The organism is Natronosalvus vescus (assembly GCF_023973145.1).
Classification (GTDB): Archaea; Halobacteriota; Halobacteria; order Halobacteriales; family Natrialbaceae; genus Natronosalvus; species Natronosalvus vescus.
This window is the reverse complement of the sequence record NZ_CP099546.1, coordinates 1879204-1894431: the sequence shown is the minus strand read 5'-3', so window position 1 is coordinate 1894431 and position 15228 is coordinate 1879204. Positions and strand designations below refer to the sequence as shown.

Genomic DNA, 15228 nt, shown 5'->3' with positions numbered 1-15228 from the left:
GTGATCTTGATGAGTAAATCACTCGACACGGCAAAACTCGAGCGCGAGGTCAAGTCCATGTATCGGGACGTCGCGGAGTCCGCTGACGGCGAGTTCCACTTCGAGACGGGCCGTGACCTCGCCGAGCGCCTCGGCTACGATCCGGACGATCTGACGTACGTCCCGGAGGCAGCGATCGATTCGTTCGCCGGGGTCGGATACTACTTCGATCTGGCGGAGTTACAGCCGAGATCGAGCGTCCTCGACCTCGGCAGCGGTTCGGGGATGGACGCCTTCGTCGCCGGATTGCACGTGACCGAGACCGGGACGGTGACGGGGGTCGACATGACCACAGAACAGGTCGAGAAAGCCCGCGACCTCGCGGCGAACAACGGCTTCCACAACGTCAGCTTCCGCAAGGGGTACATAGAGGAGCTGCCGTTCGAGGACGACTCGTTCGATGCCGTGATCTCGAACGGCGTGATCAACCTCTCCGCCGAGAAAGACCGCGTCTTCGAGGAAGCTAACCGGGTACTCAAACCGGGTGGCCGGTTGGCACTGGCCGACATCATCAGCGAACAACAGATGCCCGAGAGCATCAAGAACGACGCGGATCTCTGGGCCGCCTGTATCGGTGGGGCCGAGCAGGTCGACAGCTACACGTCGCTCGTCGAAACCGCTGGGTTCGAACTAGAAGAGGTGCGGGAAAACACCCAGTACCATTTCACCTCGGATCGAGCGGCAAACGCGTGTCAGAAATACGGTGTGAAAAGTATCTCGCTGTGCGCCAGGAAACCATAGCGAGAACTCGCTACTGAGCCATCCTTCGGTACCGCACTCAAGGCTGGCCATCAGTACCGCACTCGGGACCGACCAATCGCTCTTTTTGCACGCGAGAGAGTTGTTTGATCTCGTACTCCCTGGACAGTGCAGTCGACTTCGTCCCGTAGCGCTCGGTGTGGACGACAGACACGGGAGTCCGCCCGCGGGTGTACTTCGCCCCGGTTCCGTCGTTGTGTTCGTCGACCCGTCGCTCAAGGTCGGTCGTGTAGCCAGTGTACAGCGTCCCGTCGGCACACTCGAGGACGTAGACGACGTGGGCACTCATCGCTCGGTGATACGAACGGCGACACAAAAAGCCTCGGGCAGTAGGGGTCAGCCGGTGGTCGGTGGTGACGTGTCGACGGGCGTCGACAGCATGCTCGGTTGCGGCGGTACACGAGGCCGTGTCTCAGGTACCTCGAGCGCGCTCTCTCGCTACTTCTGCGATTCCAGCGTTAGCCGAACAGCTGGTACAGGCGTGAACGTCGCCGTTTTCGTCGGCGAAGACGCGTGCGAAGCGTTCGGAGACGTGCGCGCCGCAGTGGGTACACGTTGGCATGATCTCGCCGGTACGACGACCGGCACTGGGGACTAGTCGCCGATTAGTTAAATAGGCTTTCCCAAACGCTGTTAAGAGTTTGCTATAGGAGATGTTTTCTTTCGTCAGTCGGCCTCGTTCTTGGGGTTGACGGCAACATCGATCGCTTGAGCGATGAGTGTCGCCTGGGCTCCGGCGACGAATCCGGCATCGACGTTGACGACCGAGAGCACCGTACACGACTGGAGCATCCCGGCGAGGGCTGCTTCGCCGTCTCCACCGTGGCCGTAGCCACTCGAGACCGGCACCCCGATGACGGGGGTGTCGACCAACCCGGCGACGACCGTCGGCAGCGCCCCTTCCCGACCGGCGGCGACGATGATGACGTCCGCCTCTCGAAGTCGGTCGCGCTGGTCGAGTATGCGGGTCAGGGAGGCGACGCCGACGTCCTCGATGCGGTCGATCGTCATACCGGCGTCGAGACAGACCAGTTCGGCTTCGTCGGCGACCGGCCCGTCGACCGTCCCCGCGGTGACGATGGCGACGCGAGTCACGAGCGTCGGGCGGTCGTGGGCCGCGGACGTTGCCAGCAGTGTCGACCGTCTGCGGTCGACCGTCGCCTGCGGGAAATCCGTCTCGAGTCGCTCCTCGAGCACCTCTGTCTGGGCCTGGTCGAGGCGAGTGACCAGCGCTCGGCCGGTCGTCTCGATGGCGGTCGTCGCGAGATTGGCGACCTGGTCGGCGGTTTTACCCTCGGCCAGAATCGCCTCCGGAATCCCCCGGCGATCCGATCTGGCGGCGTCGAATCGGCCGTCCTCGCTGGTCACGTACCCCCTGAGTTCGGCCTCGGCTTCCGCGGGAGAGCGCTCCCCGGCAGCCACGGCCTCGAGTAGTTCGCGCATACGGGTGCTCCGCGCTCGGTGTACTCGAATGCGTCGCCACGGCGTCAGCTGAGTGGTGGTGTCTGAGTTTCGGACAGCCCTCGAGTATCGCCCCAGAAAGGAACGCACTTAACGGAGAACGACATAGGGGGCGGTGAGCGCGGTTGGTCCAGTGGTAGGACATTAGCTTCCCAAGCTAATAGCCCGGGTTCAATTCCCGGACCGCGCATTCTGTGGCAACCAACATCTCGAGCGTCACAGTGTCCTCTCGAGCAGGCCCCCAAATCTAACGATCGTCCACTTTTTTCACCACAAGCAAGGCTATTAGTCGCTCTCGAGCCAACGACTGCCTGATGATCGACCTACGGTTTTCCGAATCGGAACTCGAGGCGCGACGCGACCACATAACTGGCTTCATTCGCGAACAGGTCGAGGCGGCCGGCGTCGACGGCGTCGTCCTCGGGCTCTCAGGCGGGATCGACAGCACGACCGTGGCGTACCTCGCCGTCGAGGGCCTCGGCGCCGACGCGGTACACGGCCTCGTGCTCCCCGCTCGAGTGAGCAGCGACGAAAACATGAGCGATGCCGAACGCGTCGCCCGCGACCTCGAGATCGGCTACGACGTGATCGAAGTCGAACCCGTCGTGGATGCCTTCCTCGAGGCCTACCCCGAGGCCGAGGGGGATCACGAAGCCGTCGGCAACGCCCGAGCCCGCGTTCGGGCGGTGTTCAACTACCTCGTCGCGAACCACGAACACCGACTCGTCCTCGGCACCGGCAACCGCAGCGAGGCCGCCGTCGGCTACTTTACCAAGTACGGCGACGGGGCCGTCGATTGCCACCCGATCGGGAACCTGTACAAACAGCAGATACGACAACTGGCGCGTTCGCTCGGCGTCCCGGAGAACCTGGTTACGAAAACCCCGACGGCCGAACTCTGGGCCGACCAGACCGACGAGGACGAACTCGGCATCGATTACGACACCCTCGACGCGATCCTCGTGACCCACGTCGACGGCCCACTCTCGGTCGGGGCCACAGCCCGCCGACTCGAGGTCGACCCCGACACCGTCGAGATGGTTCGTGGATTGTACGCGGCCAGCGCTCACAAACGAACGGTTCCCCCGTCGCCGGAACCCCTCGAGTAGGCAAACTCTACGCCCCAATATATCGCTCCCCTGGGGTGTCCCTTTCGCCTGCAGGCCGAATCCGTATCCTCGCTCTCGACTTTGCTATGGCTCCATGCTCGAACTAGCAATCCTGTTCTTCGTGATCGCGATCATCGCCGGTGCACTCGGAGCCGGTGGTGTCGCCGGATTGACGATGTCGATCGCGAAGTGGCTGGTACTGATTTTCCTGGCACTGGCCGTCCTCTCGTTGCTCCTGTAGCAGCGACCCAGGAACGTCACTCGACCACCACCGAGGGACTTGACGTCGGTAACGCGTCGCCCACGGGCCGGTTCCCTACCGCTCACGGGCCGAAATGAGACAGGAGAATTCACCCTCGAGCGGGTCGCCCGCTTCGAAGAGAGGCTTCGTCACGGATCGTACCACCGCCGCAGTTTGAGACGGATAGTACCAGTACTAGGGGTCGAGAGCCGGCCTCCAGCTTTACACTCGAGGCGTCGACCACACCACCATGGCGTTTGACCGATGTCAGAAACCAGACTGCCACCACGGCATCAGACTGCCACCACGGCATCAGACTGCCACCACGGCATTAACGATGTAGGTCGTCGCCGCAGCCACGACCGCCCCCATCCACGACATGAAGACGAAGTGAACGAGCGCGCTGAGCAGATGGCCACGGTCGGTCAGCCTAATCATGATCGCCGAGAGCATCGCGTTGATGAAGATCGTCATAATCAGCAGGTACTCGATCACGGCGAGGTTGTACTGTTCGGTGTGCAGCAGGCTCCCGACGAGTTCCTGGTCGAGATCCATCTCGCCCGTGATCTCCATCATTATCTCGACGACCTCGAGGCCGATGAAGAAGGCGAAGACGCTCGAGGCGGAGATGCCGTAGAGGACGCCGATAAGCGTCGTCGTCGCCTGTTGGCGCTTCTCTCGTACCTTGAGCACCTGGTTCTGATTCTTGCTGATGACCTGCCCGAGGAGTTTCGGATCCCCACCCATCTGCCGGCCGACGACGTACATGTCCCCGAACTTCTGGATGAGGTGTTTCCGCTGCGAAGAGCCGCCAGGAGCGAACGTCGTCGATCCGCATATTGAGCCGTTTGTAGAGGGCGTCGACGTTCTTCGTCAGCGAGCCGAAGTCCTTGTGGCGCAGGCTCTCGATAGAAGACTCGAGCCCCGACCACGAGACCAAAATCCAAAATCCAACACACACCCTCGAGACACGAACCAATCGCAAACCCCTCCGGAACCACCGGATATAGAAGCGACCATGACCTCGAGTCGCCCGTGACCGACCGCCGCCGCTGGCTACTCGCCGCCTTCTGTTTCGTCGCCGGGGACGCAATGGCCATGCAATCTCGAGGCGCCTTGCTCGCCCGATTCGAAGCCGACTTCGGCGTCTCGGAGTCGCTCCTGGGACTGGTCGCTCCCGCCGGCACCGTCGGCTTCGTCGCCGCGATCGTCCTCCTGGGGCTGCTCGCCGGCCGACTCGACGTCCGGCTCACGATGGTCGTCGGGGCCGGCGCAATGGTCGCGTTCCTGTTCGCCATCGCCGTCGCCCCCGTCTACTGGCTGTTTCTGCTCGCCCTGCTCGCCCAGGGAGCCGCCGCCGGGGTGTTTCGCGCGGTCGATCGCCCCCTCCTGAGTCACCTCTACCCCGAGCGGCTGGGTCGGGTGTTCGTCCTCTACGGACTCGCGTGGGCGCTGGGGGCCGTCACCGGGCCGGTGCTCGTCAGCGTCGTCCTGCAGGTCGCCGGCTGGGAGATTGTGTACGTCCTGCTCGGCCTCCTGTTCGTCCCCATCGTACTCGCCGTCTGGCGCGCGGAGACGCCGACCGAGTGGGACGAAGAACCGCTCGAGGTCGACGCCCTCCGTTCCCTGCTCGCGAAGCCGGAAATTCGCGGCACCATCGCCGGAATGGCCCTGGTCGGCAGCATCGAAGGCGCGATCTTCACCTGGTTGCCCTACTACGCGGGGACGTTTCTCGAGCCGACGCTCGCCCCGCTCGCGCTCTCGGCGTACCTACTGGCGTACGTCCCTGGCCGCTACGCCTACGCGAAAGCGATCGACTCAGTGTCGTACCTCCGGCTCTCGGTGGTCACCGCGGGCCTCGCGATTCCCTTGCTCGCGGGAGTAGCCTGGACGCGCTCGAGTGCCGGCCTCCTGCTCGCGGCCTTCGGCGCGGGGCTCGCCATCTCGGCGCTGTTCCCGTTGCTCTCGGCCTACGGCGTCGAGGTCGCCCCGGCCTACAGCGGCCCGGTGAGCGCGCTGGCCACGGCGGGCACCTACGGGGGTATCGCGACCGTTCCGGTGGTGATGGGGGTCGTCGCCGAACGCTGGTCGATCGCGCTCGCGATGTGGCTGCCGGTCGTGCTCGCGGCCGGATTGACCGTCGTCGTCTGGCGGCTTCGGGCGTTTCCCGTCGACGGTAGAAAAAAGGCGACTGGCAGCTAGCGGTGACACTCCACCGGCGAATCCGTCGCGATCCAGCGCTCGGGTTGGTCGTGTTCCCGGATCTCGAGTTGCCCGTCTTTGGTGAACAGTGCCTCGTAGGCGCGTCCGGAATCGGATGACATACCACGTTCGGCCACAGCGACCCCTATCAGTACGACCCGACTACTCCCAAAAACGGAGCGGTAAGGGGTAATTACGGTGTTTTTCGATGGGTTACGTCGATCGTTCGGCAGCTGCGGTCGACGGTTTTCAGGCCTCGCCGTCTCGCAGTTCCACGCAGGCGACATCGGTTTGGTGACGGCCCGCATCGGCTCACGTATGTGTGGACGGTACACCCTGTTTCTCGAGCGGGGCAACCTCGAGGAATGCTTCGACGCCAGGTTCCCGGACGACGACTCGTTCGAGCCGCGATACAACGTGTCGCCCGGCCAGCGCCTGCCCGTAATCACCCACGACGAACCGGGCGCGTTCCAGCGACTCGAGTGGGGGCTGCGGCCCGCCTGGGCCGACGAGGAGACCTCCGGGATCATCAACGCGCGGGCGGAGACGGTGGCCGAGAAGCGGAGTTTCCGGACAGCGTACGCACTCAAAGCGGGAGACGAATCGTCCGGAAGCGGAGCCAGACGGCTCGCTTCAGGACGCTGTCTGGTACCGGCCAACGGCTTCTACGAGTGGGTCGAAACGGACGCGGGGAAACAACCATACAGGGTCGCGTTCGCGGACGACCGTCCGTTCGCGATGGCCGGCCTGTGGGAACGGTGGAAACCCGAGCGGGAGACGACCCAGACCGGCCTCGAGTCGTTCGGCGGCGGGACGAGCGATGCCGCGGACGACCCAGAACCCGACGTCATCGAGACGTTCACCGTCGTGACCACCGAGCCGAACGCGGTGGTCGACGACCTCCACAACCGGATGGCGGCGATCCTCGAGCCGGCTCACGAACGGGAGTGGCTAACGGCCGACGATCCGGCGGGGTTGCTCGAGCCGTACCCGGCCGAGGAGATGCGGGCGTATCCGGTGTCGGCGGCCGTGAACAGCCCGTCGGTCGACGAGCCCTCGCTGGTGGAACCGCTCGAGGGGTGACCGATTGGAGGGGTGCCGAGCGTGCAGGGCAGGTAGGTGGTTGGAAGGCGTACCGTGCGTGCAGGGTGGGGTCTTGCTACACATTTTATAGTATCGGCGCGACGTCCGGAACTGATAGCGACCCTGGAGCGAGTACACGGACGGTTCACGCGACCAGTGACCGCTGTCCTGCTCGGAACCGCTGCGGTTCGCTTGGACTGTGGCGGCTGGCGCTGCACCGTTCCGTGTCCGATCCGATCGCCGACGTCCCGTTCGTGGTGGCACTGGCGTGTCTCCTGGGTGCCTGCTCGCTGTATGCGACGTCAGTGGCCGAACGTTCCCTCGAGCGTCGGTCACACAGATACGACGACGAGTCGACCGTCTCCTGGCCGGCAACCGTGACGAAAGCCGGCGTCGCATCACTCACGCTGTTCGTTCTCGGGTCGTTCCTGTTGCTAGCCACCGCGATTCCGTACTTCGCTCTCGATCGAGAATGGCCGATCTCGCCGAGCCAGGCCGGTAGCGTCCTTCAGTACGTGCTGCTGGGGATGGTGCTCGTTCCGATACTCGTTGGCGTACTCACAGCCGGCACCCTCGCGTTCGAGAGCCGTCGCGAATGAATGCTCGATGAGCGTCGAGTGCCAATGGATGGTAAAACGATGATTTCAGTTTGCAGAAAGAATTTACTCGATCTCGACCCACGAAGCGTATGAACCGTCGTTCGTACCTCACAGCAGCCGGGATCGCTGTGGTCGGAATCGCCGCCCCGACCAGCCACTCCGTCGCAGCGGCCAATCACGACGACGCGTACCAGACCGTCCACGCGACGGGGCCCGTTCGCGGCGAACTCGAGATCGACCTCGAGGTACGCCTCGTCGAAGACAACGAACACGTCGAGTACCTCGAGGACGACGACGAGGTGCGGTACGTCGCGGCGTGGGGTTCGAGCGACGAAGACGGCGAGCGTCAGCCATCCCAATTTGCCACCTCGTCGTGGGAACGGTGGGGCGAAACCCGCTGTCTTCCGGCGGCGGCCGAGGTCGCTGCCGACCACCTTGCCGACGAACTCGGTGACGGGATCGACGGGGTTGGCTACGGGATCACGGGTCGGGTTCCGGATCGAGACCGCGCCGCGATCGTCACGGTTCGCGACGATTCGATTGACCAGGACGATCTCGCCGCCGTGACGCCGGCCGCCGTCGACGCGACGTACGTACTCGAGGAACGGACGTTCGAGATGACGGTGCCGATCTACGTCCAGTGGCGAGATCCCGATGACGAGGTCGAAGAGGACGCCAATACGGGGTCAAATGACGAGGACGAACCGGACGACTCGAGCGGATCAGGAAATGGCGAGGATGGTGGCACGGGGACGGACGACGAAAACAGAAGCGAGAACCGCGGGAGCGGTGACAGCGAGGAACCGTCGACAGACGATGCGGACTCGATCCCGGGATTCGGCCCACTCGTTGGGGTTGTCGGACTCCTCGGATCTGGGCTGCTCTTTCGTGTCCGCACCTCGAACCGGCGTCGACGCTAACTGGCTGTTGCTTCTGGACGACTCGTCGGCAGATGAGATTCGTCACGAGAGAGTCCACGACGTTCGGCACATGGTGCTTCGACGGTCGGCTGGGTCTCGAGCCGTCGAACGATTGGTTCAGCGGTGTTGGACGGGGTCGACACCTCGTTTGACCCGTTCGCTCGGCGAACCACCAGCGGAAGCCAGTATTTAAAAAGTGGAGAACAACCCATATCAACCCCACATAAGTCGAATGGTATCGAATCACATAGAAGGCGAGCTACCCCACCGCCTTCCAGAGGTTTCCTCACAGGGAATGGCGAGTCGAACGGTGCTCGAACCTCCGTGAAAACAATATCTTTTTATAGAAGGCCAAACAATGATTCGACCGACTATGAGCCAGCGAATGCAACAGGGACAGCCGATGATCGTCATGAGCGAGGATTCCCAGCGCGTCAAAGACCGCGACGCGCAGGATTACAACATCCAGGCCGCCCGCGCCGTTGCGGAGGCCGTCCGCTCCACCCTCGGCCCGAAAGGGATGGACAAGATGCTCGTCGACTCGATGGGATCGGTAACCATCACCAACGACGGCGTCACCATCCTCCAGGAGATGGACATCGACAACCCGACGGCCGAGATGATCGTCGAAGTCGCCGAAACCCAGGAGGACGAAGCAGGTGACGGCACCACGACCGCCGTCGCGATCGCCGGCGAACTCCTCAAAAACGCCGAGGATCTCCTCGAACAGGACATCCACCCAACGGCTATCATCAAGGGCTTCCACATGGCCTCCGAGCAGGCTCGTGCCGAGATCGACGACATCGCGACCGAGATCGACACCAACGACGAGGAACTCCTACGCAAGACCGCCGAGACCTCCATGACCGGCAAAGGGGCCGAGGTCAACAAAGAGCACCTCGCCCAGCTCATCGTCGACGCCGTCTCCGGCGTCACCGTCGAGACCGACGAAGGCGACAACGTCGTCGACCTCGAGTTCCTCAAGATCGAGACCCAGACCGGCCGCTCCGTCGACCAGTCCGACCTCCTCGAGGGCGGCATCATCGACAAGGATCCCGTCCACGACAACATGCCGACCTCCGCCGAGGACGCCAGCATCCTGCTGCTGAACGACCCCATCGAGGTCGAAGAGACCGACGTCGACACCGAAGTCTCGGTCACCGACCCCGACCAGCTCCAGAAGTTCCTCGACCGTGAGGAGAAACAGCTCAAGGACAAGGTGCAGCACATCGTCGATCTCGGCGCGGACGTCGTCTTCTGTCAGAAGGGGATTGACGACCTCGCCCAGCACTACCTCGCGAAGGAGGGCATCCTCGCCGTCCGCCGCGCCAAGAAGAGCGATCTCGAGTTCCTCTCGGAAGTCGTCGACGCGTCGACCGTCTCCGACCTCGAGAGCGCGACCGAGGACGACCTCGGCTTCGGTGACGTCACCCGCGACGACGAGGACGAACTGTTCTACGTCACCGGCGACGACGCCCACGGCGTCACCCTGCTGCTTCGGGGCTCCACCGAACACGTGGTCGACGAACTCGAGCGCGGCGTCAACGACGCGTTGGACGTCGTCGCTCAGACCGTCTCCGACGGCCGCGTGCTCGCCGGCGGCGGCGCGATCGAGGTCGAACTCGCCTCGCGTCTCCGCGACTACGCCGACTCCGTCTCCGGACGCGAACAGCTCGCCGTCGAGGCCTTCGCGGACTCTCTCGAGCTCGTCCCACGCGTGCTCGCGGAGAACGCCGGTCTCGACAGCATCGACACGCTGGTCGACCTCCGTGCGGCCCACGAGGACGGCCAGATCCGTGCCGGCCTGAACGTGTTCTCGGGCGACGTCGAGGACACCTTCGAGGCGGGCGTCGTCGAGCCGGCCCACGCCAAAGAGCAGGCCGTCTCCTCGGCCACCGAGGCCGCGAACCTGGTGCTCAAGATCGACGACATCATCTCCGCCGGCGACCTGTCGACGGACAAAGGCGACGACGAAGGCGGTGCACCCGGTGCCGGCGGCATGGGCGGCGGCATGGGTGGCATGGGCGGCATGATGTAAGCCTCGTCCGGAAGCCACACCGCTCCATACCCGACTCATCGCGGAACCGCGTTTGACCGATCGCTGATCGATTCGTTTTCACACGACCCTACCGATCGTTCCTTGGATTGAACCGATTTACAGTCACTCGAGTGAGCCGTTGCGTTCGGTTCCCGTTTTTCGTTCCCGTTGTCGAGTATCGCACTCCATCGAATGCGTGTGATCCAAGCCGTCATCTACCGCAGGCCGTCATCTACAACAAGTAGAACGGGAACGCCGATCGATCAACGGCCGAGAACAGAGGAAGTGCCTCCGGGAACACTCAACTATCGGTACTATCGTCGAGCCTCGAGTTCCGCCTCGAGATCCGCGAGTTCCATGTCCTTCATCGCGAGCAACACGAGCAGGTGATAGACGATGTCGGCTGCCTCGTAGGCAATCTCGTCGGTGTCGTCGTCTTTCGCCGCCAGGACGAGTTCGGTCGTCTCCTCGCCGAGTTTCTCGAGTACCGCGTTCTCGCCTTTCTCGTGGGTGAACAGCGAGGCGGTGTAGGAATCCTCCGGCAGCGTCGCTTTTCGCTCTTCAATTACGGCAAACAACTCCGCAAGCGTCCCGTCCATCCTAGAAGTCACCAGGCATCTCACGCACGTCTTGTAACTCCTCGAACTTCTCCCTGTCGTCTCGGCCGGATTCGAACACGTCTTCAGTGATCTCGATTGGGACGTTCGTCCGTGCGGCGAGCGCCAGCGAGTCGCTGGGTCTGGCATCGACCACAACCGTGTCTCTGGGCGTCTGGACGTGCAAGTCCGCGATGTAGGTACCACCTTGCCCGTCGTCGCGTTCGGTAATCTCGCTGACGACGACCCGCTCGATTCGCCCGCCCAGCTCCTCCATCACGTCGAGCAACAGGTCGTGGGTCAGCGGCCGCCCGATGTCCTCGGCCTCGAGGCCGCGAGCGATGCTGGTCGCTTCCTCGAAGCCGATGAAGATCGGTACCACGTCGCTCTCCCCCTCCACGGCGAGTACGACGACCGGCACCGGCCCCTGTGGTGTTCCAGCGACGCGAACCGCGTCTATCGATGCCTTCATACGCCACCTCACGACGGCCGGCGAGAAAAGTGGTTGCCTCGAGCGCGCGGGTGGGCGGTCGATCCCTCGTCGGTCGTCGGTCGCGGTCGTCAATTCCAGTTCGCTCGATCGACAGGTCACTCGAAAAACGCTAGCGCGTGAATCCGGTCGTCGTCCGTCAACTCGGGGTGAAACGACGTCGCCACGACCGGCCCGTCCCGGACGGCGACCGGACGGCCATCCCAGGTCGCGAGCACCTCGACGTCCCCAACCTGATCGATTAGTGGCGCGCGAATGAACACTGCGTGGAACGGATCCTCGAGGCCCGAAATCTCGAGTGGGGCCTCGAAGCTGTCCTTCTGCCGCCCGAATGCGTTGCGTTCGACGTGAACGTCGACGACGTTGAGCGTCTCGACACGGTCGTCCTGAGCGTCGCTGGCGGCGACGATCAGCCCCGCACAGGTCGCGAGCAGCGGCTTCCCGGCCTCGACGTGATCGATAATCTCCCTGTCGATCCCCTCGCGATGGATGAGCCGTGAAATGGTCGTCGACTCCCCGCCTGGCATCGCGAGCAGATCACAGTCGGGGACGACTCCGGCCGTTCGGATTTCGTGGACGACGACGTCATCCCCGCGAGCGGTGCACGCCCGTTCGATGGCGTCGCGGTGCTCGCTGACGTTTCCCTGAACCCCGATGACCCCGGCAACCAGTGACATAGCCGAGCAGAGGCTGGGGACGTAGAAAAGTGCCGCGCCATAGGATGGGAGCGGCGAGAGGATCCGATCACGATGAGACGCGACGTGAGACGCATCGACGACGAGTCGTCACGCTCTCTCGTTCGACATCGTTCGATACCCGGTGCTCGACATCGTTCGATATCCGTGTTCGACTCCCGGTGCTCGAGTCAGAATGCCGTCGCTCCTCGAAGGAGTCGCCGCGAGAAATCGAACGGGTGATGCCTTACGCGACGAACGTCAGGAGCTGTACCAGCACGCCGAGCAAGACGCCGAACGCGATGACCGTTTTGGGATCGATACGGATGGCGTTCGAGTCCTCGGAGTCGAAGTACCGGACGAGTCCGGCACTGGACATCAATCCGCCCGTGTTCTGTCCTCTGTCCATACCCGTCGTTGTGTGGGGGCGGCACTAAATCTTTCGACCCGATTGCGCCCTACCCGACATCGCCCATCCTCGAGACCCCAGCCACCACCGACACCCGTTCAGCAGCCCTTCGAAGCGCTTTTGCCCGGTGCCACGAAAGCCTGGGTATCATGCTCGAGCGCGAGCGGCTCATCGAAATCGCGATCGCCATCCCGGTCGTCGCCCTCATGATCGGGGCGATGATGACCATCGGCGAGAGGTACGCGACCAACGGGGATCTCACGGCCGAAGGGGGACAGGCGCTCGTCGGTGCCGTCATCGGCTTCGTCGTCCTCATGTTCGTCGTCGGCATCGTCCTCGCGTACCTGACGAACGCCCCGGAAGACGGCCTCGAGACTGAGGACGGTTCCGAAAACGCGGCCTGAATCGTCACGGCAAAGTACGTGGCCGGTCTTGGGATAACGCCTCGAGAGATCGGGAGTGACCCCTCGAGGGGCGTCACTGGTCGGTAGTTCGGATCCGGATTCGTACGCTTTCGAGTCCGAACCGACAATCGAATCGGCGCCACCTCGGCACAACGTATTTGACACTACCGTCCCATTCGAGAGGGATGGCGGCGGAATTCACGACGATGCACGCCCTGACGCTCGTCGCGATCGGCGTGTTGAATCTCGTACTCGCCGTTCTCGTCCCCCGAATCCGGCCACGAGAGGACGTACTTCCGCTGGCGATTTTTCTCGGCGGAATCGCTGCCTGGACGATTCCACAGGGGTTCCTCCTCGTCGAAACCGACCCCACCGTCGGGTTCGTCCTCGCGAAAGCGGTCGACTCGGGCGCGGTCGTCATGTCGACCGGGCTGTTCCACTTCGCGATGGCGTACTCCGGTCGCACCCCCTGGCTCGAGCGGCGACGGCTCGCGGTCGTCTACCTCGTCACTGCTGGTTGGGTCGTCCTGACCTGGACGAACCCCGCCCACGGGTTGATGCACGAACCAACGACGTTCACGACGGTGCTCCTCCCGATTGAGGCCTACCAGACCCCAGTGTACTGGCTGTACGTCCTCTACAACTGGGGGCTCTCGGGCGCAGGGATCTACGTGTTCGCACACGAGTACGTCGACGCCAGGGGAAGCGGCGTCTACCACAAACAGGCGAGACTCGTCGTGTTGGCCCCACTGATCCCGGGCGTCACAAACGTCTTCGCCCACACCGAACTGACGGCGATCAACTACTCCGTGTGGGGGTTCGGCGCTACCGGCGCGCTGATCGCCCTGGCACTGTATCGCTACCGCTGGCTCGACCTCGTCCCCATCGCCCGTGACAGCGTCATCGAGGGGATGCGCGACGGCTACCTCGTCGTCGACGACGAACGGCGCATCGTCGACCTGAACCCCGCCGCTCGAGCCTTCCTCGGCGACGCGAACGTCGTCGGAAACTCGATCGACGACGTGTTGCCCGAGTGCCGACCCCTTCTGTGGGGTGACGCCCAGACGATGACGCTCACCAGAAACGATGCGGTCGTCACGGCGAGCGTCTCCCGGGTGCGGGACGAACGAACCGACGGGCTGGTCTTGATGCTCCGGGACGTCACCGAGCAGCGCCGGGCCGAAAAACGCTTTCAGGCGCTCATCGAGAACGTCTCCGACGTAGTGACCGTCGTCGACGAGGACGGAACGATCACCTACGCCAGTCCCTCGATGCGCACGGTCGTCGGGTACAATCCGGACGCACTCACGGGCCGGTCGCTGTTCGAGGTCGTCCACGCCGACGACCGCCCGGATGCGACCGACGCGTTCGAACGCCTCCTCGAGCATCCGGGCGACGAGCCACGCTTCGAGTACCGGGTTCGCCACCGCGACGGCTTCTGGGTCGTCCTCGAGGGCGTCGCCGCGAATCTCCTGGAGAACGACATCGTCGACGGCATCGTCATCAACTCACGGGACGTCACCGAGCGGAACGAACGAGCGCGCGAACTCGAGCGAACCAACCGGCGGCTAGACGAGTTCGCCGGCGTCCTCAGTCACGACCTGCGAACGCCGTTACACCTCGCTCGAACCTACGCACAGCTCGCCGAAGAAACCGCCGACAACGACGACTTTCGGGCGCTCGAGAAGGCCCACGATCGAATGGAGAAGATGATCACGAGCCTCCTGACGATGGCTCGCACCGGGACGACCCTCGACGAGCCCACGCCGGTAGACGTGAGGGCGATCGTCGAACGGGCGTGGGCCGCGACCCCGACGGGCGACGCCGGTCTCGAGTGCGACCTCGAGGCGGGGTGGACGGTCGTCGGCGACCGATTCCAGTTGCTCCACTGCTTCGAGAACCTCTTTCGCAACGCCGCCGAGCACAACGACGCGGCGGTAACGGTTCGCGTGCGACATCCGAAAGACGACCCCTACAGCGGGTTCGTCGTCGAAGACGACGGCGTCGGCATTCCGCCGGGTGCTCGAGAGCTCGTGTTCGAGCGCGGACACACGACGACCGAGGACGGAACGGGCTTCGGCCTGTCGATCGTACGCGACGTCGTCGAAGTGCACGGCTGGCGAATCGAGGTCGGTGAGAGCGCCACTGGCGGCGCCAGATTCGACGTCACGACCGGCAAACAGGTCGTCGTCACGGACCGGTGA

18 protein-coding genes, 1 tRNA gene and 1 pseudogene are annotated in these 15228 nt (G+C 63.8%); 11 read left to right on the top strand and 9 right to left on the bottom strand.

Annotated elements, in window-relative coordinates:
• Positions 1-9: 9 nt before the first annotated feature.
• Entirely contained in the window at positions 10-780 is a 771-nt protein-coding gene (locus NGM68_RS09135; protein ID WP_252701327.1) for a methyltransferase domain-containing protein, read from the top strand.
• Positions 781-817: 37 nt separating this feature from the next.
• On the opposite strand, the gene NGM68_RS09130 is transcribed toward NGM68_RS09135, so the two are convergent.
• From NGM68_RS09130 to larB, 3 genes are all read right to left on the bottom strand, one after another.
• The gene (locus NGM68_RS09130; RefSeq protein ID WP_252701326.1) at positions 818-1087 is read right to left on the bottom strand and encodes a GIY-YIG nuclease family protein; all 270 of its coding nucleotides are present in this window, start codon (positions 1085-1087) and stop codon (positions 818-820) included.
• Positions 1088-1210: 123 nt separating this feature from the next.
• Entirely contained in the window at positions 1211-1360 is a 150-nt protein-coding gene (locus NGM68_RS09125) for a DUF7563 family protein (RefSeq protein ID WP_252701325.1), read from the bottom strand.
• Between the two features lie 104 nt (positions 1361-1464).
• Entirely contained in the window at positions 1465-2241 is a 777-nt protein-coding gene (gene larB / locus NGM68_RS09120) for a nickel pincer cofactor biosynthesis protein LarB (RefSeq protein ID WP_252701324.1), read from the bottom strand.
• Between the two features lie 137 nt (positions 2242-2378).
• On the opposite strand from larB, the gene NGM68_RS09115 reads away from it, so the two are divergent.
• From NGM68_RS09115 to NGM68_RS09105, 3 genes are all read left to right on the top strand, one after another.
• Positions 2379-2449: transfer RNA gene (locus NGM68_RS09115), tRNA-Gly, on the top strand.
• Positions 2450-2573: 124 nt separating this feature from the next.
• Positions 2574-3368 (top strand): NAD+ synthase, encoded by a 795-nt coding sequence (locus NGM68_RS09110; RefSeq protein WP_252701323.1) that lies wholly within the window; start codon positions 2574-2576, stop codon positions 3366-3368.
• Positions 3369-3462: 94 nt separating this feature from the next.
• Positions 3463-3609 carry a DUF1328 family protein gene (locus NGM68_RS09105; RefSeq protein ID WP_252701322.1) on the top strand — a complete coding sequence of 49 codons (147 nt, stop codon included), beginning with the start codon at positions 3463-3465 and terminating at the stop codon, positions 3607-3609.
• A 312-nt stretch (positions 3610-3921) separates the two neighbouring features.
• Here the strand turns inward: NGM68_RS09105 and NGM68_RS09100 are convergent.
• Positions 3922-4519, bottom strand: a pseudogene (locus NGM68_RS09100) (archaellar assembly protein FlaJ); the annotation flags it as partial.
• Positions 4520-4644: 125 nt separating this feature from the next.
• Here NGM68_RS09100 and NGM68_RS09095 point away from each other — a divergent pair.
• Positions 4645-5811, top strand: a complete 1167-nt coding sequence (locus tag NGM68_RS09095) for an MFS transporter (RefSeq protein ID WP_252701321.1) — start codon at positions 4645-4647, stop codon at positions 5809-5811.
• On the opposite strand, the gene NGM68_RS18180 is transcribed toward NGM68_RS09095, so the two are convergent.
• Positions 5808-5933: a hypothetical protein gene (locus NGM68_RS18180; RefSeq protein ID WP_256469943.1), complete on the bottom strand. Its 126-nt coding sequence runs from the start codon at positions 5931-5933 to the stop codon at positions 5808-5810. The genes NGM68_RS09095 and NGM68_RS18180 overlap by 4 nt on opposite strands.
• Positions 5934-6129: 196 nt before the next feature.
• On the opposite strand from NGM68_RS18180, the gene NGM68_RS09090 reads away from it, so the two are divergent.
• The 4 genes from NGM68_RS09090 (at position 6130) to thsB (ending at position 10451) form a co-directional block, all read left to right on the top strand.
• Entirely contained in the window at positions 6130-6894 is a 765-nt protein-coding gene (locus tag NGM68_RS09090; RefSeq protein ID WP_252701320.1) for an SOS response-associated peptidase, read from the top strand.
• A gap of 224 nt (positions 6895-7118) precedes the next feature.
• Positions 7119-7493, top strand: coding sequence for a hypothetical protein (locus tag NGM68_RS09085; protein ID WP_252701319.1), 375 nt, complete (start codon positions 7119-7121; stop codon positions 7491-7493).
• A gap of 89 nt (positions 7494-7582) precedes the next feature.
• On the top strand, positions 7583-8413 hold the full coding sequence (locus NGM68_RS09080; RefSeq protein ID WP_252701318.1) for a PGF-CTERM sorting domain-containing protein: 831 nt from the start codon (positions 7583-7585) through the stop codon (positions 8411-8413).
• A 373-nt stretch (positions 8414-8786) separates the two neighbouring features.
• On the top strand, positions 8787-10451 hold the full coding sequence (thsB, locus tag NGM68_RS09075; RefSeq protein WP_252701317.1) for a thermosome subunit beta: 1665 nt from the start codon (positions 8787-8789) through the stop codon (positions 10449-10451).
• Between the two features lie 314 nt (positions 10452-10765).
• Here thsB and hisE read toward each other — a convergent pair whose 3' ends face one another.
• The 4 genes from hisE to NGM68_RS09055 form a co-directional block, all read right to left on the bottom strand.
• Positions 10766-11050, bottom strand: a complete 285-nt coding sequence (gene hisE / locus NGM68_RS09070; protein ID WP_252701316.1) for a phosphoribosyl-ATP diphosphatase — start codon at positions 11048-11050, stop codon at positions 10766-10768.
• Position 11051: 1 nt separating this feature from the next.
• Positions 11052-11519: a bifunctional nuclease family protein gene (locus tag NGM68_RS09065; protein WP_252701315.1), complete on the bottom strand. Its 468-nt coding sequence runs from the start codon at positions 11517-11519 to the stop codon at positions 11052-11054.
• Between the two features lie 116 nt (positions 11520-11635).
• Positions 11636-12214 (bottom strand): pyridoxal 5'-phosphate synthase glutaminase subunit PdxT, encoded by a 579-nt coding sequence (gene pdxT / locus NGM68_RS09060; protein WP_252701314.1) that lies wholly within the window; start codon positions 12212-12214, stop codon positions 11636-11638.
• A 244-nt stretch (positions 12215-12458) separates the two neighbouring features.
• Positions 12459-12620, bottom strand: a complete 162-nt coding sequence (locus NGM68_RS09055) for a preprotein translocase subunit Sec61beta (RefSeq protein WP_252701313.1) — start codon at positions 12618-12620, stop codon at positions 12459-12461.
• Positions 12621-12769: 149 nt separating this feature from the next.
• Between NGM68_RS09055 and NGM68_RS09050 the strand changes: the two genes are divergently transcribed.
• Both NGM68_RS09050 and NGM68_RS09045 read left to right on the top strand, forming a co-directional pair.
• Positions 12770-13024, top strand: coding sequence for a DUF7472 family protein (locus NGM68_RS09050; RefSeq protein WP_252701312.1), 255 nt, complete (start codon positions 12770-12772; stop codon positions 13022-13024).
• 185 nt (positions 13025-13209) lie between these two features.
• Positions 13210-15228 carry a histidine kinase N-terminal 7TM domain-containing protein gene (locus NGM68_RS09045; RefSeq protein WP_252701311.1) on the top strand — a complete coding sequence of 673 codons (2019 nt, stop codon included), beginning with the start codon at positions 13210-13212 and terminating at the stop codon, positions 15226-15228.